The following is a 21,916-nucleotide window of genomic DNA, read 5'->3' on the forward strand; positions in this document are numbered from 1 at the left end:
CGCGTCGTTCCCGGGCCTCTACTTGCGCATGACCTCGGGCTCGTGGCGGCGCAGGAAGCGGGCCACGAAGAAGCCGCAGATCACACCGAGGGCGATCAGGGCGATCATGTCGATCGTCCAGGCCCCGGCCGTGTGGTCCCACAACGGGTCCGTGCTCGTCGGGTCGTCCTGGTTCGGGAAGATGTTGTTCAGGTCCAGCGTGGCGCCCGAGGCGGCCACCGCCCAGCGGGCCGGCATCAGGTACGAGAACTGGTTGACACCGAGTGTGCCGTTCAGGATGAACAGGCAGCCGGTGAAGACGACCTGGACGATCGCGAACATGACCAGGAGCGGCATCGTCTTCTCCGCGGTCTTCACCAGCGAAGAGATGATCAGTCCGAACATCATCGACACGAAGCCGAGAGCCATGATCGGCAGGGTGAGTTCGAGCTTGGGCAGGCTCTTGAGGATCAGCCCCTCGGACGGGACCTCGCGGCTGCCGAAGCCGATGGCACCGACCAGAGCACCCTGCAGCAGGGTGATCACGCCGAGGACGATCACCTTGGACATCAGGTAGGCCGAGCGTGACAGACCCGTCGCGCGTTCCCGCTCGTAGATCACCCGTTCCTTGATCAGCTCACGCACCGAGTTGGCGGCGCCCGCGAAGCACGCTCCGACCGCGAGGATCAGGAGCACGGTCGTGGCCGTGCCGTTCGCGACATGCGCGCCCGAGGGCAGCACCTTGTCGTTGACCAGCAGCGTCTTGCCGCTGTCGATGAGCAGGCTGACCGAGCCCAGGACCGCCGGCAGGATCACCGTCAGCGCCAGGAAGCCCTTGTCCGACGCGATCACCGAGGTGTAGCGGCGGATCAGCGTCATCAGCTGGGAGCCCCAGCTCTGCGGCTTCGGCGGCTTCATCGCCTGCGCGGACGGCATCTGCGTCGACTGCGGAGCCACCGCGTCGATGTCCGCGGCGTACATCTGGTAGTGCTGCGAGCCCTTCCAGCGGCCCGCCCAGTCGTAGTCGCGGTAGTTCTCGAACGCGGAGAAGACGTCGGCCCAGGTCTCGTAGCCGAAGAAGTTCAGCGCCTCTTCCGGCGGACCGAAGTAGGCGACGGAGCCGCCCGGCGCCATCACGAGGAGCTTGTCGCAGATCGCCAGCTCGGCCACCGAGTGGGTGACGACCAGGACCGTACGGCCGTCGTCGGCGAGGCCGCGCAGCAGCTGCATGACATCGCGGTCCATGCCCGGGTCGAGACCGGAGGTCGGCTCGTCCAGGAAGATCAGCGACGGCTTGGTGAGCAGCTCCAGGGCCACCGAGACACGCTTGCGCTGGCCACCGGAGAGGGAGGTGACCTTCTTCTCCTTGTGGATGTCCAGCTTCAGCTCGCGCAGCACCTCGTCGATGCGGGCCTCGCGCTCCTGGACCGTGGTGTCCGCGGGGAAGCGCAGCTTGGCCGCGTACTTGAGGGCCTTCTTGACGGTCAGTTCCTTGTGCAGGATGTCGTCCTGCGGGACCAGACCGATGCGCTGACGCAGCTCGGCGAACTGCTTGTACAGGTTCCGGTTGTCGTAGAGGACATCGCCCTGGTTGGCGGGGCGGTAGCCCGTGAGCGCCTTCAGGAGCGTCGACTTGCCGGAGCCCGACGGGCCGATGACCGCGACGAGCGACTTCTCGGGTACGCCGAAGGAGACGTCCTTGAGGATCTGCTTGCCGCCGTCGACGGTGACCGTCAGATGGCGGGCCGAGAAGGAGACCTCACCGGTGTCGACGAACTCCTCGAGACGGTCGCCGACCAGGCGGAACGTCGAGTGGCCGACGCCGACGATGTCGTTCGGGCCGAGCAGCGCTGAGCCGCCCTTGGCGATCGGCATACCGTTGACGTACGTGCCGTTGTGCGAGCCGAGGTCGCGGATCTCGAAGCGGCCGTCCGGCGTCGCGTGGAACTCGGCGTGATTGCGCGAGACCTGGAGGTCGGAGACCACCAGTTCGTTCTCCAGCGCACGGCCGATGCGCATCACACGGCCGAGCGAGAACTGGTGGAACGTCGTCGGGCTGCGGTCGCCGTAGACCGGCGGCGCCCCCGCGCCACCACCGGGTCCCTGCTGCTGCGGGATGCTCCCCGCCTGCTGCGGCGACCGGGCCTGCTCCGGCGACTGCGGCGTCGGCTGCTGAGCCCAGCCGGGTCCGGCGCCCTGAGCCGCGAACGGCTGCTGCTGCGGCTGCGCCACCGAGGCCGCCGCGCCGGACAGGCTCAGGCGGGGTCCGTCGGTCGCGTTGCCGAGGTGCACGGCCGAACCGGGGCCGATCTCCATCTGGTGGATCCGCTGCCCCTGTACGAACGTGCCGTTGGTGCTCCCGTGGTCGTCGATGACCCAACTACGGCCGTTCCAGCTGATCGTGGCGTGACGCCAGGAGACCCTGGCGTCCTCGAGCACGATGTCCCCCTGCGGATCACGTCCGAGGGCGTAGGGCCTGGTCGCATCGAGCGTCCAGGTCCGTCCATTCAATTCCAGTACGAGTTCCGGCACTCCAGCCCCACTGAGTTGTCCCCCGAGTTACCCCATCGCAGGGAGTCTAGGGATGTCGAACATCGTGGGGAACTATTTCAGTAGAGGCCCCCTGACCGAAAGTCGGGCCATGTGAAGGATGGGTACGGGCGAGTTGCCCGTTTCCGTTGACGGGGTTGAAACCGGCCCGGAGAGTGGTAATCCCACGCGAGGGGGACATACGCGGGGATCGCCGCTGCGCGGATCGGGGGGTCTTGCGATGAGCATCGGAACGACACACCACGGCGGGAGCACCAGGAGTGTGCCGTGGGGGGATGTCCTGCTGTCCGCGATCGCCTCCGTGAGCTGGGCGTTGATCGGCATGGCGGGCACCGCCGCGCTCGGTCTGCACCTGCTCGGGGCCGATGCGACGGCCTCGCTCGGCCCGATGACCGCGGCGGTGGTGGCCCTTGGGGCCAATGGTGCGGTGACGCCGTCCGGCGATGTCTCCGCCTTCGGCCTGAAGGGAGCGGAGGCGCACACCGCCATCCAGATCACGCCACTGGGTGTCGGGCTGGTCGGCGCGCTGCTGATGTCGTGGTTCTTCCTACGGTCCTTGCGCGGGGCCGGAGTTGTCATCACGCCCTCCGAACTCCTGGCGCGGGCCGGATCGGTGATCGTCCTCTTCGTGGCGACACTGGGCGGGCTCGCCTGGGCCGGCCACGACGTCATCACCATCGACGGCGGGGAGCTCGGGCTCGACAAGGTCACGGGCGGTGGCGGCGGACTCGGGGACATCACGGACAAACTCCCGGGCGGGCTCGGGGATCTGGGCGGTCTGCTGCCCGACAAGATCGGCGACCTGGTGGACGCGAAGGCGGCGGTGGGCTTCTCCGTGGACACCGCGCCGACGCTGCTCGGCGGGGCCGCGTGGGCCGCCGGAGTCCTGCTGATCGCCCTGCTGGCCTCCCGGCGTACGCCGTTGCCCCGCGGCTGGGACGTCGTGCACCGCGCGGTGCGGCCGGCCGTCTCCTCGCTCGTCGCGGTCCTGCTGGTCGCGGTCCTGGCGGGGCTCGCGGCGGCGGCGTACGCGGCGATCGGGGACGACCATCCGAAGCGGATCGCGGGAGCGGCGCTGCTCGGCGCCCCCAACGGTGTGTGGCTGGGCATCCCCGTCGGGCTCTTCGTGCCCTGGGACGGCAAGGCGACGGGCGAGCTCGCCAAGCTGCTGCCCGACCCGCTCGACAAGCTGCTGGCCGTCGACACCGACCGGCCCGTCACCCTCGGGCGGCTCGCCGAACTCGACGGGCGCGTATGGCTGTTGGGGGTCGCCGCCGCACTCATGATGCTGTACGCGGGCGTCCTGACGGCCGCGCGTACGCCATTTGTACGGGCTGGGGGTGCCACCGTTGCGGGAGCACCGGGTGCCTCAGATGTACGGGGCGACAGTGCGCTGCGGTTCGCGGGGCGGTGCGCCTTGCGGCTCGGGGCCGTGACGGCGCTGGCGCTGCCGCTGCTCGCCTGGCTGACGGAGGTGTCGGTGGACGCCTCGCTGTCCGTACTCGGCTTCGACGCGTTCGGGGCGGGGATCGAGTTGCACGGGCGACTGGGGGTGGCGTTGCTGCTCGGTGTCGGGTGGGGGGCGGGGGCAGGGGCGGCGGGGGCGTTGCTGGCTTGTGCGAGTGGGGCTGCGGGGCGGAGGGCGGCTGGGCTGGCACGGGGTGACTTGGTTGGTGGGGGGCTTGGGGGGGTTGGGGGGGTTGGTTCGGGTTCGGGTGTGGGTGCGGGTGCGGGTACTGGGGTGGGTTTGGGTGCGGGGGCTGGGGCTGGGGCCGGGCCGTATCGGCCTCAGCGGTCGTATCGGGCGCCCAACCCGGAGACCAATCCCTATCTGAGGGTGCCGGACGAGTTGCGGGAGCAGGAGGATCGGGGGCCGGCGCCGGGGGGTTCACGGGCGCCCGGTGATGTGTACGGGGCGCCCACGGTGGTGGGGCCGGTCGGGCCCCCGCCGAAGCGGAGGCAGGACGGGCCTCCGCCGCCTCCTCCCCCGCCGGACGAGGGGCCGCCGCCTCCGCCGCGCAGGCCTCGGCGTTGAGGGTTCGCCTCGTGCGGCGGGTACGGGTACGGATTCGCTCGCGCTGGCGTTACGGGCTGCGGTCCGGTGGGTGGGTCGGGGCCGTGCCGGTACATCCCAGTCCGTCGCCGCTGGATCAGACGTGGGCTACCTGTGCGAACTGCTGCTCGATCCGAACGTAAGCGACGGACATCAGGGATGTACCGGCACGGCCCCTCCCGTGCGTGGACGGGTGCGGGTGCTTCGCGGCTCGGGCGTCGCCCTACTGGTGCGGGGACGGGAGCGGGTGCTTCGCGGCTGCGTTGCCCCACCGGGGCGTGGACGAGTGCGGGTGCTTCGTGGCTCCGGCGTCGCCCTACTGGTGCGGGGACGGGAGCGGGTGCTTCGCGGCTGCGTTGCCCCACCGGGGCGTGGACGAGTGCGGGTGCTTCGTGGCTCCGGCGTCGCCCTACTGGTGCACTTTGTGGCTGCGGGTGCGATTCCGCTTTCCCGCCCCGGCCGAGGCGAGATTCCCTTTCATCGCTGGCCCGGTGGAAGGCCCTGGCAGCCCCGGCCCGGTGGAAGGCCCTGGCAGCCCCGGCCGGTGGAAGGTCCTGTCAGCCCGGTCCGTGGAAGTTCCTATCAGCCCGGCCGGGGAAAATTTCAGCCCCTCCGGCGTTTGAGGAGCGGGGTCTGGGGCGGAGCCCCAGGGGTGGGAAGGGTAGGGGCGGAGGGGGCGAAAGAAGCTTGTGGGGTCCGGGGGTCCGGGGGGCCAGGGAGGGGTCCCCGGGGGCCGGGGGTCCGGGAGGCCCTGGGTTCGGGGGCTGGGAAACCCGGGGTTCAGTGGGTCGGGGTGGTTCGGGGGATCTGGGGCCGGGGTTCGGGAGGCGTAGGAGTGGGGTTGTGGGGGTTGATGTCGCGCCCCGTCAGGGGGAGCGGCAAAATGTCACCGGTGTGCCGCTCGGGTGTCACCCAGTGTTCTGTGTCCGCTAGGCGGACCGGGCGGGCGGGCGGCACTGGGTGCCGGATACGGTGGGAGCACCATGAGCGCTTCGCAGACCCCTGATGTGCCCACTCTTCTTGTCAAGATCTTCGGCAAGGACCGGCCGGGCATCACCGCCGGACTCTTCGACACCCTCGCCGCCTTCTCGGTCGACGTCGTCGACATCGAGCAGGTCGTCACCCGCGGCCGGATCGTGCTGTGCGCGCTCGTGACCGAGCCGCCCTCCGGCCTCGAAGGCGATCTGCGGTCCACCGTCCACAGCTGGGCGGAATCGATGAAGATGCAGGCGGAGATCATCTCCGGCCTCGGCGACAACCGTCCCCGCGGATCCGGACGTTCGCTCGTCACGGTGCTCGGGCATCCCCTCACCGCGGAGTCGACGGCCGCCATCGCCGCGCGGATCACGAAGACCGGCGGCAACATCGACCGTATCTTCCGGCTGGCCAAGTACCCGGTGACCGCGGTCGAGTTCGCCGTGTCCGGTACCGAGACCGAGGCCCTGCGCACCGCGCTGGTGACCGAGGCCGCGGCACTCGGTGTGGACATCGCCGTGGTGGCGGCGGGCCTGCACCGGCGGGCCCAGCGTCTTGTCGTGATGGACGTGGACTCCACTCTCATCCAGGACGAGGTGATCGAGCTCTTCGCCGCGCACGCCGGGTGCGAGGACGAGGTCGCCGGGGTCACCGCGGCCGCGATGCGTGGTGAGCTGGACTTCGAGCAGTCCCTGCACGCCCGTGTCGCGCTCCTCGAGGGGCTGGACGCGTCGGTGGTGCAGAAGGTGCGTGAGGAGGTGCGGCTCACTCCGGGCGCACGCACACTGATTCGTACGCTGAAGCGGCTCGGCTTCCAAGTCGGCGTCGTCTCCGGCGGGTTCACGCAGGTGACCGACGATCTGAAGGAGCGGCTCGGGCTCGACTTCGCCCAGGCCAACACGCTGGAGATCGTCGACGGGAAGCTGACCGGCCGGGTCACCGGGGAGATCGTGGACCGGGCGGGCAAGGCGCGGCTGCTGCGCCGGTTCGCCGCCGAGGCCGGGGTGCCGCTGGCCCAGACCGTGGCGATCGGCGACGGCGCCAACGACCTCGACATGCTCAACGCCGCCGGCCTCGGGGTCGCGTTCAACGCCAAGCCGGTGGTGCGGCAGGCCGCGCACACCGCGGTGAACTTCCCGTTCCTCGACACGGTCCTGTATCTGCTGGGCGTCACCCGTGAAGAGGTCGAGGCCGCCGACATGCACAAGGACGACATCGCCCACTGAGTGACGTCCTACGACGGACGGGGGCCCGGCACCGTGGTGGTGCCGGGCCCCCGTCGACGTAGGGGTGGGTTCACTCCGTCGGCGCCCAGTAGTCGGTCAGGGCGGCCGATCCGGGCTCCAGCGATTTCCACGGGCCGTCGAAGGAGAGCACCGCGAAAGCGGCGGTGTGGAAACCATGGGCGTTCATCCGGGCGCGGGTGTCGCCCTCGGCCCGGCCCGCCAGGATGTCGGCGAGGCCGTGTACGCCCGGGTTGTGACCGATGAGGATCACGTCCGTCGCGTCGTCCGGGGTTTCGTTGAGCACGGCGATCAGCTCGCCGGGCGAGGCTTCGTAGAGCCGCTCCTCATAGACCGTTTTCGGCCGGTGCGGGAGCTCCTGGACGGCGTGCTTCCACGTCTCGCGGGTCCGGATCGCGGTGGAGCAGAGGGCCAGGTCGAAGGGGATGCCGGTGTCGGCCAGCCTGCGTCCGGCGACGGCGGCGTCCATGCGGCCCCGGTCGGCGAGCGGCCGCTCATGGTCGGACATCTGCGGCCAGTCGGCTTTCGCATGCCGGAAGAGGACAATCCTGCGGGGTTCTGCGACGCTCATGCGTCCCAGCTTCGCACGAAACATGCCATGGGGCGCAGGGAGTTGATGCGCTCCCCCGGCGGGGGTGATGCCCTGCCCCGTCAGGGGTGATGCCGTACCCCTTCATGGGTGAAGAGGTCTGCCCGGGAGCGGGGCGGCGCCCGTCTTCGGGGAAGGGCGCGGTTCGACCGGGGAGGGCGCGGTTCGACCGGGGACGGTTCGGCGGCGGGCGGCGGTTCGGCGGCCGTACGGCTGTTCCGGCGCGGTCTGCCGAGGTGGCATGGGCTGCCGTGGTGAGCCGGTGGGGCGAGTGGTGGGGCTCAGGGGCGCCAGGGGGTGCGACGGGGCGCGGGGCCGGAGCGGCTCACGGGGTGTTGTTCAGTACGGTCTGCTGGATACGTTCGAACACGTGCGTGATCGCCGGGTCGCTGCCCGCGGCATGCGCGTCCGCCGGGTTGAGGATCATGAGCAGCAGGGTAACGAAGGCGAGCACCGGCAGGGCGAGGGCCCACCAGGGCAGTCGGATGTCCACGCGGCCCGTGGTCGCCGGGTGGGGCCGGGTGTGCGTATGGGCCGACATGCCGCCTCCGTGAGTCTTCGAGTGGTCCCTGGGCCGCCTCTCGCGGCCACAACTCGAAACTACGGACTCCGCGGTCCTCAACCCATCCGGTGATCCACCCACTTGACCCTGACACTCACCCCCTAGGGGACGGGGGGTTAGCCCCACCCCCGGGCCCGAGAGCGGGTCGCCGTCGGGGACGACGTGTCCCGGAGGGGCGAGCGGGGCGTCACGGCACGGATGCCGCGGCGGTCAGCGCGACGCCGCCGGGCGCGGGGCTTCGCCGTTCACGGTGACGCGATGGACGCGACGATGCCGATGATCACCGTGATGGCCAGCATCGCGCCGAACACGAGGAGCAGCTTCTTCTGACCGTTCGGGGGGTTCGGGTCGAGCACAGGCATGCGGTCATTCTCGCACCACGGGTGCGCCCGGCCGCCGCCGGGGCCCGCCTCCCCGGCGGCGGCCGGGCCAGGGGTCAGCCCGCCGCCTCGTCCTCCACCGTGCGGTCGCGGCCCGCCAGGATGCCGACGCCGATCTGCGGAATCATCAGCGCCGCCATCATCGCGAGCGGCAGGCCCCAGCCGCCGCTGTGCTGGTAGAGCACGCCCACGAGCAGGGGGCCCGGGATCGAGAGCAGATAGCCGGTGCTCTGGGCGAACGCCGACAGCTTGGCGACGCCCGCGCCGGTCCGGGCCCTCATGCCGACCATGGTGAGGGCCAGCGGAAAGGCGCAGTTGGAGACGCCGAGCAGCAGGGCCCAGGCCCAGGCACCCGCCGCAGGTGCCAGATAGAGGCCCGCGTAACCGGCGAGCCCGCAGACGCCGAGGGCGACCACGATGGGCCCCTGGTGGGCCAGGCGGGTGGCGAGGCGCGGGATGACGAAGGCCAGCGGCACACCCATCACCATCGTGACAGCGAGGAGCAGTCCGGCGGTGCCGGCGGCGACGCCCGCGTCGCGGAAGATCTGCGCCATCCAGCCCATCGTGATGTAGGCGGCGGTGGCCTGGAGGCCGAAGAAGACGGCGAGCGCCCAGGCGGTACGGCTGCGGGTGATGCGCAGGCCGTCGGGCTCGTGCCGGGTGCTGCCGGACGCGGCAGACGCGCGGTCGTCGGGGCGGGATACGGCGCCCCGCGTGCGTACCAGCGCAATCCACGGGAGGACGGCCGCCGCCGCGAGTCCGGCCCAGACCACGAGCCCGGACTGCCAGTCGCCTCCCAGGGCGCCGGTCATGGGGACGGTCACCGCGGCCGCGGTCGAGGTGCCGAGCGCGAGGGCCATCGAGTACAGGCCCGTCATGGACCCGACCCGGTCGGGGAACCAGCGCTTGACGATGACGGGCATCAGGACGTTGCTGACGGCGATGCCCATGAGCGCGAGCGCGCTGGCGGCCAGGAAGCCGGCCGTGCCCCCGATGTACGGGCGCAGGGCCAGGCCCGTCGTGATGGCGACCATGCCCGCGCAGACGACGGCGGCGGGCCCGAAGCGGCGGGCGAGCCGGGGGGCCGTCACCCCGAAGACGGCGAAGCAGAGGGGCGGCACGGAGGTGAGCAGGCCGGCGACGCTGCCGCTCATGCCGAGCCCGTCGCGCACTTCTTCGAGGAGGGCGCCGAGGCTGGTGATGGCCGGGCGCAGGTTGAGCGCGGTGAGGACGATGCCGACGACCACGAGCCGCGTCGTCCACGCGCGCGTGGCGGGCGTTCCGGGTGCCGTGCTCTCGGTGGAGCGACGTATCGCTGGGGACGTCATCGTCGTCCGGGTTTCCTCGGGGGCCATGCTCCCCATCATAGAATCATGGGATGATTGGCTGTCCAACCCGCTGCGTTAATCTCCGGATCCTGTAGCCCGGCGCGAACGACCACACTCGGGCCCGTACGAAGGACCGTCATGCCGCTGAGCCACCCCCGCCGTTCGGCCCTGTCCGAGCAGGTCATCTCCGAGCTGCGGAACCAGATCACCTCGGGCGAGTGGCCGGTGGGGTCCCGTATCCCCACCGAGCCGGAGCTCGTCGATCAGCTCGGTGTCGCCCGCAACACGGTGCGTGAGGCGGTCCGGGCGCTCGCCCACAACGGGCTGCTGGACATCCGGCAGGGCTCCGGCACCTACGTCGTGGCGACCAGCGAGCTGGCGGGCGTGATGCACCGCCGGTTCGCGGACGCCGACCCGCGGCACATCGCCGAACTGCGTTCCACCCTGGAGTCGAGCGCCGCCAGGCTGGCCGCCGAGCGGCGCACCGAGCGCGATCTCAAGCAGCTGGACGCGCTCCTCGTACGCCGCGAGGAGGCCTGGGAATCGGGCGACGCGGAGGCCTTCGTGGCCGCCGACGCGACTTTCCACATGGCGGTGGTGGCCGCGTCCCGCAATGACGTCATGACGGCGATGTACGCGGATCTGGGAGAGGTGCTGCGCGACTGGCTGCGCGAGGACGTCGGCAAGGAACTGACGCCGGAGACGTACATGGACCACGCGCGACTGGTCGACGCGATCCGCACGGGCGACGCGGAGGCCGCGGCCGCGGAAGCCGCGAGCTATCCGTTCCAGTGCCGGCCGGGACGGCCGGGCGGCCCGGGACAGGCGCAGGGCATCCGCCCCGGCGGCTGACCGACAGGTCCCAGGTCCCGGCGGCTCACGTCAGGTCCCGTGGGTGATCCAGACCGCGCGGACCTCCTTCCAGCACCGGCCGGTCAGCCGCACCGTGGCCGCGGGTCCCACGTCGACCGGGGCGCTGTCGGTGTCGATGTCCCACCAGCGGGCGCACTCGATGTGCAGCCGGACGCGGTCGGTGTCCACATAGGGGTTGTGGCAGTACGCGACGACATGGGAGCCGGTGACCGTGGTCCGGCACGCGGCGCCGAACGGCTGGGGCGCGGCGGGCCGGGACCCCGCGTTCACGCCCTCCACGCGTGGGTGGGGCATCGCGTCGTACGGCACGGCCATCACCAGAGCGACAGCGGCGAACACCGGAGCAAAGCGGCGGGACAGGCGCACAAGGGGACCTCCTCGGCCGTACGGCTGCGGGGCGGTGCGTCCTTCCAGCCTGCGGGCCACGGGGTCCGGGGCGCCCGGTCGAATGGGCCGAACGGGCGACGCCCCGCTCCCCGCGCGCTGCGGGAAACGGGGCGTCGACGCCGTGCGTGGGCGCTTACGCGCCGATGGCGTGCAGACCGCCGTCCACGTGGATGATCTCGCCCGTGGTCTTCGGGAACCAGTCGCTCAGCAGGGCGACGACGCCCTTGCCGGCCGGCTCCGGGTCCTTGAGGTCCCACTCCAGGGGCGCGCGGCTGTCCCACACCGAGGCGAGCTCGCCGAAGCCCGGGATGGACTTGGCGGCCATGGAGCCGATCGGGCCCGCCGAGATGAGGTTGCAGCGGATGTTCTGCTTGCCCAGGTCGCGCGCCATGTAGCGGCTGGTGGCCTCCAGGGCGGCCTTGGCCGGGCCCATCCAGTCGTACTGCGGCCAGGCGTACTGCGCGTCGAAGGTGAGGCCGACGACGGAGCCGCCGTTCTGCATCAGCGGCAGGCAGGCCATGGTCAGCGACTTCAGGGAGAACGCCGACACGTGCATGGCCGTGGCGACCGACTCGAACGGCGTGTTGAGGAAGTTGCCGCCGAGGGCGTCCTGCGGCGCGAAGCCGATGGAGTGCACGACGCCGTCGAGGTTGCCCAGCTCCTCGCCCACGACTTCGGCGAGGCGGCCGAGGTGCTCGTCGTTGGTGACGTCGAGCTCGATGACCTTGGTGGGCTTCGGGAGCTTCCTGGCGATGCGCTCGGTCAGCGTGGGCCGCGGGAACGCGGTCAGGATGATCTCGGCGCCCTGCTCCTGGGCCAGCTTGGCGGTGTGGAAGGCGATGGAGGACTCCATCAGCACACCGGTGATGAGGACGCGCTTGCCCTCGAGAATTCCGCTCATGGTGATCAGTGACCCATTCCCAGTCCGCCGTCAACCGGGATGACGGCTCCAGTGATGTACGAAGCGTCGTCCGAGGCGAGGAACCGCACCGTCGCGGCGATCTCCTCGGGCTGCGCGTAGCGGCCAAGCGGCACCTGCGACACGATGTTCGCGCGCTGCTCGTCGGTGAGCGCCTGCGTCATGTCGGTGTCGACGAAGCCGGGCGCGACGACGTTGAAGGTGAGGTTGCGCGAGCCGAGTTCCCGGGCGAGCGAACGCGCGAAGCCGACAAGGGCGGCCTTGGACGCGGCGTAGTTCGCCTGCCCCGCGGAGCCGAGCAGCCCGACGACCGACGAGATGAGGACGACGCGGCCCTTCTTGGCCCGCAGCATGCCACGGTTGGCGCGCTTGACGACGCGGAAGGCGCCGGTGAGGTTCGTGTCGATGACCGAGGTGAAGTCCTCCTCGGACATGCGCATCAGGAGCTGGTCCTTGGTGACGCCGGCGTTGGCGACCAGGACCTCGACCGGGCCGTGCTCGGCCTCGATCTCCTTGTAGGCCTGCTCCACCTGCTCGGTGTCGGTGATGTCGCACTTGACCGCCAGGAAGCCGGCCGGCGGCTCACCGGACCGGTACGTGATCGCGACCTTGTCGCCTGCGTCGGCGAATGCGCGGGCGATGGCGAGGCCGATGCCCCGGTTGCCTCCGGTGACGAGAACCGAGCGGCTCAACGGATCACCCTTTCGATAGCGGAATGAAACCCCTGCATTACAGGCGCCTTCCACGAAAACCTATCGGTCCGCTCGGCCTCTCAGAGAATCGGGCACCGACAGTGGCTCCGGGTGCCTGCTGTCGGATCCCTACAGAAAGCCGAGGCGGCAAGGCCGAAAGACGCGCCCGGTGACGGCAAAGGCGTGGCCGCCGGACCCGCAGGCGCGACATGATCGGACCCGACGGGCCACGACAGCAGGGAGACCTCGGTGCCTCATTCCATCGACGAAGCCTTCACGGCGCTACCGCTGCGCGCACTCGCCGACGCCGCGCTCGCGCGGGCGCGGGCGCTGGGCGCCGACCACGCGGACTTCCGGTTCGAGCGGGTGCGCAGCGCGTCCTTGCGGCTGCGCGACGCCAAGCTGGCCGGATCGTCGGACACCACCGACCTGGGGTACGCGGTACGGGTCGTGCACGGCGGCACCTGGGGGTTCGCGTCGGGCGTGGACCTGACGATGGACGCGGCCGCGAAGGTCGCCTCGCAGGCCGTGGCGATGGCGAAGCTGTCGGCCCAGGTGATCAAGGCTGCCGGTTCCGACGAGCGCGTCGAGCTGGCGGACGAGCCGGTGCACGCCGACCGGACGTGGATCTCCTCGTACGAGATCGATCCCTTCTCCGTGCCGGACGAGGAGAAGGCGGGGCTGCTCTCGGACTGGAGCGCGCGGCTGCTGGCGGCCGACGGCGTCAACCATGTCGACGCCTCGCTGATGACCGTGCACGAGAACAAGTTCTACGCCGACACCGCCGGGACCGTGACCACGCAGCAGCGGGTGCGGCTGCATCCGCAGCTCACCGCGGTCGCCGTCGACGAGTCCAGCGGCGAGTTCGACTCGATGCGGACGATCGCGCCGCCCGTCGGGCGCGGCTGGGAGTACCTGAGGGGCACGGGCTGGGACTGGGACTCCGAGCTGGAACGGATTCCCGAGCTGCTCGCGGAGAAGATGCGGGCGCCGAGCGTCGAGGCGGGGCTGTACGACCTCGTCGTCGACCCGTCCAACCTGTGGCTGACCATCCACGAGTCCATCGGGCACGCCACCGAGCTGGACCGCGCGCTCGGCTACGAGGCCGCGTACGCCGGGACGTCCTTCGCCACCTTCGACCAGCTCGGCAAGCTCAGGTACGGCTCCGAGCTGATGAACGTGACCGGCGACCGCACCGCCGAGCACGGCCTGGCGACCGTCGGGTACGACGACGAGGGCGTCGCGGGCCAGTCCTGGGACCTGGTGAAGGACGGCACGCTCGTCGGCTACCAGCTGGACCGGCGGATCGCGAGGCTGACCGGCTTCGACCGTTCCAACGGATGCGCGTACGCCGACTCCCCCGGGCATGTGCCCGTGCAGCGCATGGCCAACGTGTCCCTCCAGCCGGACCCCGGCGGGCTGGCCACCGAGGACCTGATCGGGGGCGTCGACCGCGGCATCTACGTCGTCGGCGACCGGTCCTGGTCCATCGACATGCAGCGCTACAACTTCCAGTTCACCGGTCAGCGTTTCTTCAAGATCGAGAACGGCCGGATCACGGGTCAGCTCCGCGATGTCGCCTACCAGGCCACGACCACCGACTTCTGGGGTTCGATGGCCGCGGTGGGCGGCCCGCAGACGTATGTCCTCGGCGGCGCCTTCAACTGCGGCAAGGCTCAGCCGGGCCAGGTCGCCGCGGTGTCGCACGGCTGCCCGTCCGCCCTCTTCAAGGGTGTCAACATCCTCAACACCACGTCGGAGGCCGGTCGATGAGCACCCGTACGAGCAAGCCCCACGAGGTCGTCGAGCGCGCCCTCGAACTGTCCCGCGCCGACGGCTGTGTGGTGATCGCCGACGAGCAGTCCACCGCCAACCTGCGCTGGGCGGGCAACGCCCTCACCACGAACGGGGTCACACGCGGGCGCACGCTCACCGTGATCGCCACCGTCGACGGCCGCGAGGGCACCTCGTCCGGTGTGGTCTCGCGCTCGGCGGTGACCGCCGACGAGCTGGAGCCCCTCGTGCGGGCGGCCGAGGCCGCGGCGCGGGGCGCCGGTCCCGCCGAGGACGGCCGGCCGCTGGTCACGGGCGTGCCGGAGTCCCCCGACTTCACGGACGCGCCCGCGGAGACCTCCTCCACCGTCTTCGCCGACTTCGCTCCGGCGCTCGGCGAATCGTTCGCACGCGCGCGTGCCGGCGGCCGCGAGCTGTACGGCTTCGCCAATCACGAACTCGTCTCCAGCTACCTCGGCACGTCGACGGGGCTGCGGCTGCGGCACGACCAGCCGAACGGCACGCTGGAGCTCAACGCCAAGTCCCCGGACCGTACGCGCTCGGCCTGGGCCGGCCGCTCGACGCGGGACTTCAAGGACGTCGACCCGGCGGCGATGGACGCGGAACTGGCCGTACGGCTGGGCTGGGCGCAGCGGCGCATCGACCTGCCCGCCGGGCGCTACGAGACGCTGCTGCCGCCGACCGCCGTGGCGGACCTGCTGATCTACCAGATGTGGTCGGCCGCCGCCCGGGACGCGGCGGAGGGCCGGACCGTCTTCAGCAAGCCCGGGGGCGGCACCCGGATCGGCGAGCGGCTCACCGAGCTGCCGCTGACGCTCCGCAGTGACCCGAACGAGCCGGGCCTGGAGTCCGCCCCCTTCGTCCTCACCCACTCCTCGGGCGACGACGCCTCCGTGTTCGACAACGGGCTCCCGCTGAAGGCCACCGACTGGATCCGCGAGGGCGAGCTGCGGCATCTGTCCACCACCCGGCACAGCGCCGACCTGACCGGGCTGCCGGTGACCCCGTCGATCGGGAACCTCGTCCTCGACGGCGGCGAGGACCGCTCGCTGGAGGAGATGGTCGCCGCCACCGAGCGCGGTCTGCTGCTGACCTGCCTCTGGTACATCCGTGAGGTCGACCCGGCGACGCTGCTGCTGACCGGGCTCACCCGGGACGGGGTCTACCTCGTCGAGAACGGCCAGGTCGTGGGCGAGGTGAACAACTTCCGGTTCAACGAGTCGCCCGTGGGGCTGCTGGGACGGGCCGTGGAAGCGGGGCGGACGGAGAAGACGCTGCCCCGGGAATGGAGCGACTGGTTCACCAGGGCCGCGATGCCCGCCCTGCGGGTGCCGGACTTCAATATGAGCTCTGTCAGCCAGGGCGTATAACCTCGTACCTGATTCACGAGACCACCCAAGGAGATACGAGAACCGTGACGGACATCGTCGACGAGCTGAAGTGGCGGGGGCTGTTCTCCCTGTCCACCGACGAAGATGCATTGCGCAAGGCGCTCGCGGACGGTCCCGTCACGTTCTATTGCGGCTTCGACCCGACCGCGGCCAGCCTGCACGTCGGGCACCTGGTGCAGGTGCTCACCATGCGTCGCCTCCAGCAGGCGGGGCTGCGCCCGCTCGCCCTGGTCGGCGGGGCCACGGGCCAGATCGGCGACCCGCGCCCGACGGCCGAGCGCACCCTGAACGACCCGGAGACGGTCGCGAACTGGGTGACGCGCCTGCGTTCGCAGATCGAGCCGTTCCTGTCCTTCGAGGGCGAGAACGCCGCGGTCATGGTGAACAACCTCGACTGGACGGCCGGCCTGTCGGCCATCGAGTTCCTGCGGGACATCGGCAAGCACTTCCGCGTCAACAAGATGCTGACGAAGGACTCGGTGGCCCGTCGCCTGGAATCCGAGGAGGGCATCAGCTACACGGAGTTCAGCTACCAGCTGCTCCAGGGCATGGACTTCCTGGAGCTGTACCGGCGCTACGGCTGTACGTTGCAGCAGGGCGGCAGCGACCAGTGGGGCAACCTCACGGCGGGCCTGGATCTGATCCACCGCCTGGAGCCGGGGGCCCACGTGCACGCGCTGGCGACGCCGCTGATGGTCAAGGCGGACGGCACCAAGTTCGGCAAGACCGAGGGCGGCGCCATCTGGCTCGACCCCGAGATGACGACGCCGTACGCCTTCTACCAGTTCTGGCTGAACGTGGACGACCGTGACGTCTCGACGTACATGCGGATCCTGTCGTTCAGGTCGCCCGAGGAGCTGGAGGAGCTGGAGAAGCAGACCGAGGAGCGTCCCCAGGCCCGTGCCGCCCAGCGCGCGCTGGCCGAGGAGCTGACGACGCTGGTGCACGGCGCCGACCAGACCGCCGCCGTGATCGCCGCGTCCAAGGCCCTGTTCGGGCAGGGCGAGCTGACCGGGCTCGACGAGCGGACGCTCAGCGCGGCCCTGTCCGAGGTGCCGCACATCCAGGTCGCCGAGGCGGGTCTCGTCGTGGACCTCTTCGCGGAGGTCGGCCTGGTGGCCAGCAAGTCCGCCGCGCGCCGCACGGTCAAGGAGGGCGGGGCCTACGTGAACAACGTGAAGGTCGCCACCGAGGACGCGGTCCCCGCCAAGGAGGACCTGCTGCACGGACGCTGGCTGGTGCTGCGCCGGGGCAAGAAGAGCCTGGCCGCGGTCGAGGTCACGGGCGTCTGAGCCTGCTCCGCGCACGGGAAGGGGGCGGCTCCCTGACGGGGGCCGCCCCCTTCGCCGTACCGCGGTACTCACGCCGTCTCCCGGGCGGTCGGTCGGGCGGTCGGGCGGTCGGGCGGTCGGGCGGTCGGGCGCAGTCTCAGACCTTCTCCCGACCGCCGGTCTCAGGCCTTCGCCTTGTCGCCCCGTACGGCCATGTAGAGCATGTCGCCGAGGAACACGAGGACGATCGCGGCGGCCAGCTGCAGAGCGTGCCGGCCCCAGTCGATGCCGCGTGTCTCGCCAATGCCGATGCCCCGGGCGATCGCGTTGCCGACGATCGCTCCGAGGATGCCGAAGATGGTGGTCAGCCAGAGCGGGCTGTGCTGCTTGCCGGGAATGATCGCCTTGGCGATCAGGCCCAGCACGAACCCGACGATGATCGCCCACAACCAGCCCATGTCTGCCTCCTAGTGCCGCTCTGTGTGAGCAGTACCGTCAGTTTCTTGCCGTCAGCCATACGGCGCATGTCGGGCGGAGCCATACGCGCTACGACGCACCGTGTCCAGCCGGTCAGGACATGCCCCGGTCTCGAAGGCGGCGCAGGCGCGGCGTACCGTGGAAGGAGTCCGGGCCCTCTTCCTCGACGGGTTCGTACCAGGTACGGACCGGGGAGCGTCCGACGCAGGCGGGTGGTGGAGCGTGATCAGGAAGCACAGCAACGTCCAGGTCTTCCGGATCACCGGAGCCAGGCAGGGACTGGACGACGACGTCCGCGGCCGGCAGCGCCGCTACGTCATCTCCATGTCCGTCCGTACGGTGTCCGTGATCCTGGCGGCCACTCTGTGGAACGTCGAACGCCATGTCGCCATCGTCGCTCTGGTCCTCGGGCTCGTCCTGCCGTACATCGCCGTGGTCATCGCCAACGCGGGCCGCGAGAACACGCCCTCGCTCCCCTCGACGTTCGTCGCCGCGCCGTCGCGTCCGATGATCACGCCGCCTCGGGCGGACGACTCCGGGGAGTCGGTTCCCCAGGACGCGGCGGCCGATCCCGGGGTGCCGTTGCGGACCGAGCCGCACGACCTGAGCTGAGGCCGAGCCGGGCTCGGTCCACCCCCGATCGTGCTGCGGACCCTTGCCGGATCGGCCCTGTGACGGCGGCGGAGGATCCTCCGAAAGCGGAATACCGGGGCCCGGCAAGCTCAAGAAAAGCTCAGATCAATCATGTTGTTCCAGTGCCGGGCGGCGGGTTACCCGTGACATACTTCTTACGCGCTCCGCATCCCCCGTCGGAGCGACGGACCGACGCCGGGCAGCTCCCCCCGTGGCTGCTCGGCGTCGCCTTTATGTGCGACAGGGGTCGCTTCCACGGACAGCCGGCCGACCGTGCGGAACGCGTGATGTGAGGCCTCGGCTAGGGTCGGCAGCGTGAACCTGAACGCCCCCGGATCCGATCCCGCCTCCCCCGTCTGCTCGGCCAAGGCCTGCCGTGCGGATGCCGTGTGGGTGCTCGCCTGGAACAACCCGAAGCTGCACACGCCCGAGCGCAGGAAGACCTGGCTCGCGTGCGAGGAGCACCGCGAGCACCTGTCGCAGTTCCTCGGTGTACGCGGGTTCCTGAAGGACGTCGTGAAGCTGGACGAGTGGGACGCTTCGCCGTCGGCGGAGCGCGGCGAGGACTAGGCGGCGGACCTCGTCAGCCGCCGATCGCCGACATCGGGCGGTCGGGCTGGACGAACGACGGGTCGTCCAGGCCCGCGCCCGCCTTCTTTCCCCACATCGCGACGCGCCAGATACGGGCGATCTCCTCGTCGGGCGCTCCCGAGCGCAGCGCGGCGCGCAGATCGGTCTCCTCGGTCGCGAAGAGACAGGTGCGCACCTGTCCGTCGGCGGTGAGGCGGGTGCGGTCGCAGGCCGAGCAGAACGGGCGGGTGACCGAGGCGATCACGCCGACGCGCTGCGGTCCGCCGTCGACGATCCACCGCTCGGCGGGTGCGGAACCCCGCTCGTCGGCGCCTTCCTCGGTGAGCTCGAAACGGGTGCGCAGCGAGGCCAGGATGTCCCCGGCGGTGACCATGCCGTCGCGCTTCCAGCCGTGCTGGGCGTCCAGGGGCATCTGCTCGATGAAGCGGAGTTCGTAGTCGTGCTCCACGGCCCAGGCCAGCAGGTCCGGGGCTTCGTCGGCGTTCAGGCCCGGCATGAGGACCGAGTTGACCTTGACGGGGGTCAGGCCGGCGTCGCGGGCCGCTTCGAGGCCGTCGATGACGTCCCTGTGGCGGTCTCGGCGGGTGAGGGTCTTGAAGACGTCGGGGCGCAGGGTGTCCAGCGAGACGTTCACCCGGTCCAGGCCCGCGGCCTTCAGGGCGGCCGCGGTGCGCTTGAGGCCGATGCCGTTGGTCGTGAGGGACATCTGGGGGCGGGGGGCGAGCGCCGCGACCCGCTCGACGATGCCGACGAGGCCGGGGCGCAGCAGGGGCTCGCCTCCGGTGAAACGGACCTCTTCGATGCCGAGGCCGGTGACCGCGATCTCTATCAGGCGGACGATCTCGTCGTCCGTGAGCAGGTCGGGCTTGGCCAGCCACTGCAGGCCCTCTTCGGGCATGCAGTACGTACAGCGGAGGTTGCACCGATCCGTCAGTGAGACGCGCAGGTCGGTGGCCACCCGGCCGTAGGTGTCGATGAGCACGTGGGCCCCCTCCCTCGTTGCCGATCACATTTCCCGAACACCTGTGAGCCTACGTGACGGGACTGACGACGACAGTGGCCCGATCCCACGAGACGCGGCGCGGGCCCGTCGTAGGGACCTACCAGTGGTGGTCCCACCGGTGGCCCACGACGAGCCCGCGCGATGCCGGTGCCTCAGTGTGCTCCGGTGCCCGTCAGGGAGCGGACCTCCAGTTCGGCGTACTTCCCGGCGTCCGGCTCCTCCTTGGACAGGAAGGTGCCCAGCCAGCCGAGCAGGAAGCCGACCGGGATGGAGATGAGGCCCGGGTTCTCCAGCGGGAACCAGTGGAAGTCGACGTCCGGGAACATCGAGGTGGGCTTGCCCGAGACCACCGGGGAGAACAGCACCAGGCCGACGGCCGTGACCAGACCGCCGTAGATCGACCAGAGCGCGCCCTGGGTGGTGAACTTCTTCCAGAACAGGCTGTAGAGGATCGTCGGCAGGTTGGCGGAGGCGGCGACCGCGAAGGCGAGCGCGACCAGACCGGCGACGTTGAGGTCGCGGGCGAGGGCGCCGAGCAGGATCGACACGGCGCCGATGCCGACCGTCGCGTACCTGGCGGCCCTCATCTCCTGCTTCTCCGACGCCTGCCCCTTCTTGATGACGTTCGCGTAGATGTCGTGCGCGAACGACGAGGACGAGGCCAGCGTCAGTCCCGCGACGACCGCGAGGATCGTGGCGAAGGCGACGGCGGAGATCGTGGCGAGCAGGATCGCGCCCCAGCTGGAGTCGACGCCGCCGAGGTGCAGGGCGAGCAGGGGTGCCGCCGTGTTGCCCGCCTTGTTGGAGGCGATGATCTCGTCCGGCTTGATCAGCGCGGCGGCGCCGAAGCCGAGCGCGAGGGTCATCAGGTAGAAGGCGCCGATGAGGCCGATCGCCCAGTTGACCGACTTCCGCGCGGTCTTGGCGGTGGGCACGGTGTAGAAACGGATCAGGATGTGCGGCAGGCCCGCGGTGCCGAGGACCAGCGCCATGCCGAGGGAGATGAAGTCCAGCTTGGTGGTGGAGGTGGCGCCGTACTTGAGGCCCGGTTCAAGGAAGGGGGAGCCCTTGCCACTGTTCTCGGCGGCCTTGCCGAGCAGGTCGGAGATGTTGAAGTTGAACTTCAGCAGCACCAGGAAGGTGAGCAGCAGTGCGCCGGCGATCAGCAGGACCGCCTTGACCATCTGCACCCAGGTGGTGCCCTTCATGCCGCCGATGGTGACGTACACGATCATCAGGACGCCGACGAGCGCGACGATGCCGATCTTTCCGGCGTCGCTGGTGATGCCGAGAAGCAGCGAGACGAGGACGCCCGCGCCCGCCATCTGGGCCAGCAGGTAGAAGATCGACACGACGATGGTCGAGGTGCCCGCGGCCGTACGGACCGGGCGCTGGCGCATGCGGTAGGCGAGGACGTCACCCATCGTGTACCGGCCGGAGTTGCGCAGCGGCTCGGCGACCAGGAGCAGGGCGACCAGCCAGGCGACCAGGAAGCCGATCGAGTAGAGGAAGCCGTCGTAGCCGAAGAGGGCGATCGCGCCGGCGATGCCGAGGAAGGACGCGGCGGACATGTAGTCGCCGGAGACGGCGAGTCCGTTCTGGAAGCCGGTGAACTGGCGGCCGCCCGCGTAGAAGTCGGCGGCGTCCTTGGTCTGGCGGCCCGCCCAGACGGTGATGACGAGCGTCGCGGCGACGAACACCGCGAACAGGGTGATGATCAGCGGGCGGTGCTCGCTCGCCTCGCCCGCGGCCAGCACGGTCGTGTGCGCGGTGGTCTGTACGGAGCTCATGCGCCGCCCTCCATCCGGGACTTGATGGCGTCGGCCTTGGGGTCGAGCTGACTGGCGGCGTGCCGCGAGTACCACCAGGCGATGAGGAACGTGGTGAGGAACTGGGCGAGGCCGAGGACCAGGGCGACGTTGACGTTGCCGAACAGCTTGGTGCCCATGAAGTCGCCCGCGTAGTTCGAGAGCAGCACGTACAGCAGGTACCAGAGGATGAATCCGACGGTCAGCGGAAAGGCGAAGGAGCGGTGGGAGCTGCGGAGTTCACCGAATTCGGCGCTCTCCTGCATCTCGACGAACTCCGCGGTGGAAGGAAGCGGGGCTCCGGTTTTCGAGGGTGGCGGTGCGTCGGTGGCCACGGTGTCTCCTCGCGTTGCGGGTGCGGATACGACGGTGGGCGGGGGCGAGTCGGGGCTCGCCGACGGGGACGGGGGCGGTGGC

Annotated in this window: 20 protein-coding genes; 8 read left to right on the plus strand and 12 right to left on the minus strand. The window is 70.5% G+C overall.

What is annotated here, in order from left to right:
• Positions 1–18: 18 nt before the first annotated feature.
• Positions 19–2,511, minus strand: a complete 2,493-nt coding sequence (locus tag OG788_RS12310; RefSeq protein WP_406370690.1) for an FHA domain-containing protein — start codon at positions 2,509–2,511, stop codon at positions 19–21.
• 238 nt (positions 2,512–2,749) lie between these two features.
• Between OG788_RS12310 and OG788_RS12315 the strand changes: the two genes are divergently transcribed.
• Both OG788_RS12315 and serB read left to right on the plus strand, forming a co-directional pair.
• Positions 2,750–4,564, plus strand: coding sequence for a streptophobe family protein (locus OG788_RS12315; RefSeq protein WP_406370692.1), 1,815 nt, complete (start codon positions 2,750–2,752; stop codon positions 4,562–4,564).
• Positions 4,565–5,565: 1,001 nt separating this feature from the next.
• Positions 5,566–6,783, plus strand: a complete 1,218-nt coding sequence (serB, locus tag OG788_RS12320) for a phosphoserine phosphatase SerB (RefSeq protein ID WP_406370694.1) — start codon at positions 5,566–5,568, stop codon at positions 6,781–6,783.
• 70 nt (positions 6,784–6,853) lie between these two features.
• On the opposite strand, the gene OG788_RS12325 is transcribed toward serB, so the two are convergent.
• From OG788_RS12325 to OG788_RS12340, 4 genes are all read right to left on the minus strand, one after another.
• Positions 6,854–7,372, minus strand: a complete 519-nt coding sequence (locus OG788_RS12325; protein ID WP_351537713.1) for a histidine phosphatase family protein — start codon at positions 7,370–7,372, stop codon at positions 6,854–6,856.
• A gap of 343 nt (positions 7,373–7,715) precedes the next feature.
• Positions 7,716–7,931, minus strand: coding sequence for a hypothetical protein (locus OG788_RS12330; RefSeq protein WP_356759045.1), 216 nt, complete (start codon positions 7,929–7,931; stop codon positions 7,716–7,718).
• A gap of 266 nt (positions 7,932–8,197) precedes the next feature.
• A complete protein-coding gene (locus OG788_RS12335) occupies positions 8,198–8,314 on the minus strand; it encodes an SGM_5486 family transporter-associated protein (protein WP_351537703.1) in 117 nt (38 codons plus the stop codon).
• A 74-nt stretch (positions 8,315–8,388) separates the two neighbouring features.
• Complete coding sequence (locus tag OG788_RS12340) at positions 8,389–9,699, minus strand: CynX/NimT family MFS transporter (RefSeq protein ID WP_406370697.1); 1,311 nt, start codon at positions 9,697–9,699, stop codon at positions 8,389–8,391.
• A 99-nt stretch (positions 9,700–9,798) separates the two neighbouring features.
• Between OG788_RS12340 and OG788_RS12345 the strand changes: the two genes are divergently transcribed.
• A complete protein-coding gene (locus OG788_RS12345; RefSeq protein ID WP_406370699.1) occupies positions 9,799–10,512 on the plus strand; it encodes a FadR/GntR family transcriptional regulator in 714 nt (237 codons plus the stop codon).
• Between the two features lie 30 nt (positions 10,513–10,542).
• Here OG788_RS12345 and OG788_RS12350 read toward each other — a convergent pair whose 3' ends face one another.
• From OG788_RS12350 to fabG, 3 genes are all read right to left on the minus strand, one after another.
• Positions 10,543–10,899, minus strand: coding sequence for a hypothetical protein (locus tag OG788_RS12350; RefSeq protein ID WP_406370700.1), 357 nt, complete (start codon positions 10,897–10,899; stop codon positions 10,543–10,545).
• A 154-nt stretch (positions 10,900–11,053) separates the two neighbouring features.
• Positions 11,054–11,821, minus strand: coding sequence for an enoyl-ACP reductase FabI (fabI, locus tag OG788_RS12355; RefSeq protein ID WP_406370702.1), 768 nt, complete (start codon positions 11,819–11,821; stop codon positions 11,054–11,056).
• A 5-nt stretch (positions 11,822–11,826) separates the two neighbouring features.
• Entirely contained in the window at positions 11,827–12,531 is a 705-nt protein-coding gene (fabG, locus tag OG788_RS12360) for a 3-oxoacyl-[acyl-carrier-protein] reductase (RefSeq protein ID WP_351127958.1), read from the minus strand.
• Between the two features lie 249 nt (positions 12,532–12,780).
• Between fabG and OG788_RS12365 the strand changes: the two genes are divergently transcribed.
• Genes OG788_RS12365 through tyrS form a run of 3 tightly spaced genes read left to right on the plus strand, consistent with a single transcriptional unit; the run spans position 12,781 to position 17,008 of the window.
• Positions 12,781–14,304, plus strand: coding sequence for a TldD/PmbA family protein (locus OG788_RS12365; RefSeq protein ID WP_406370704.1), 1,524 nt, complete (start codon positions 12,781–12,783; stop codon positions 14,302–14,304).
• On the plus strand, positions 14,301–15,695 hold the full coding sequence (locus OG788_RS12370) for a metallopeptidase TldD-related protein (RefSeq protein WP_406370706.1): 1,395 nt from the start codon (positions 14,301–14,303) through the stop codon (positions 15,693–15,695). Before OG788_RS12365 ends, OG788_RS12370 begins: the two co-directional genes overlap by 4 nt.
• A 44-nt stretch (positions 15,696–15,739) precedes the next feature.
• Positions 15,740–17,008: a tyrosine--tRNA ligase gene (tyrS, locus tag OG788_RS12375; protein WP_406370708.1), complete on the plus strand. Its 1,269-nt coding sequence runs from the start codon at positions 15,740–15,742 to the stop codon at positions 17,006–17,008.
• A gap of 161 nt (positions 17,009–17,169) precedes the next feature.
• Here tyrS and OG788_RS12380 read toward each other — a convergent pair whose 3' ends face one another.
• The gene (locus tag OG788_RS12380; RefSeq protein ID WP_351537681.1) at positions 17,170–17,445 is read right to left on the minus strand and encodes a GlsB/YeaQ/YmgE family stress response membrane protein; all 276 of its coding nucleotides are present in this window, start codon (positions 17,443–17,445) and stop codon (positions 17,170–17,172) included.
• 244 nt (positions 17,446–17,689) lie between these two features.
• Here OG788_RS12380 and OG788_RS12385 point away from each other — a divergent pair, with 244 nt between their 5' ends.
• Entirely contained in the window at positions 17,690–18,076 is a 387-nt protein-coding gene (locus OG788_RS12385) for a DUF3099 domain-containing protein (protein WP_406367630.1), read from the plus strand.
• A 336-nt stretch (positions 18,077–18,412) separates the two neighbouring features.
• A complete protein-coding gene (locus OG788_RS12390; protein WP_406370710.1) occupies positions 18,413–18,667 on the plus strand; it encodes a hypothetical protein in 255 nt (84 codons plus the stop codon).
• 13 nt (positions 18,668–18,680) lie between these two features.
• Here OG788_RS12390 and moaA read toward each other — a convergent pair whose 3' ends face one another.
• The 3 genes from moaA to OG788_RS12405 all read right to left on the minus strand — a co-directional run bounded on the left by moaA (position 18,681) and on the right by OG788_RS12405 (position 21,834).
• Entirely contained in the window at positions 18,681–19,670 is a 990-nt protein-coding gene (gene moaA / locus OG788_RS12395; protein ID WP_406370712.1) for a GTP 3',8-cyclase MoaA, read from the minus strand.
• Positions 19,671–19,843: 173 nt separating this feature from the next.
• Entirely contained in the window at positions 19,844–21,481 is a 1,638-nt protein-coding gene (locus OG788_RS12400) for a cation acetate symporter (RefSeq protein ID WP_406370713.1), read from the minus strand.
• Entirely contained in the window at positions 21,478–21,834 is a 357-nt protein-coding gene (locus OG788_RS12405) for a DUF485 domain-containing protein (RefSeq protein ID WP_356759026.1), read from the minus strand. Before OG788_RS12405 ends, OG788_RS12400 begins: the two co-directional genes overlap by 4 nt.
• Between the last annotated feature and the right edge of the window lie 82 nt (positions 21,835–21,916).

The sequence above is a fragment of the Streptomyces sp. NBC_00647 genome (assembly GCF_045207245.1).
In the GTDB taxonomy this organism is placed as follows: Bacteria; Actinomycetota; Actinomycetes; order Streptomycetales; family Streptomycetaceae; genus Streptomyces.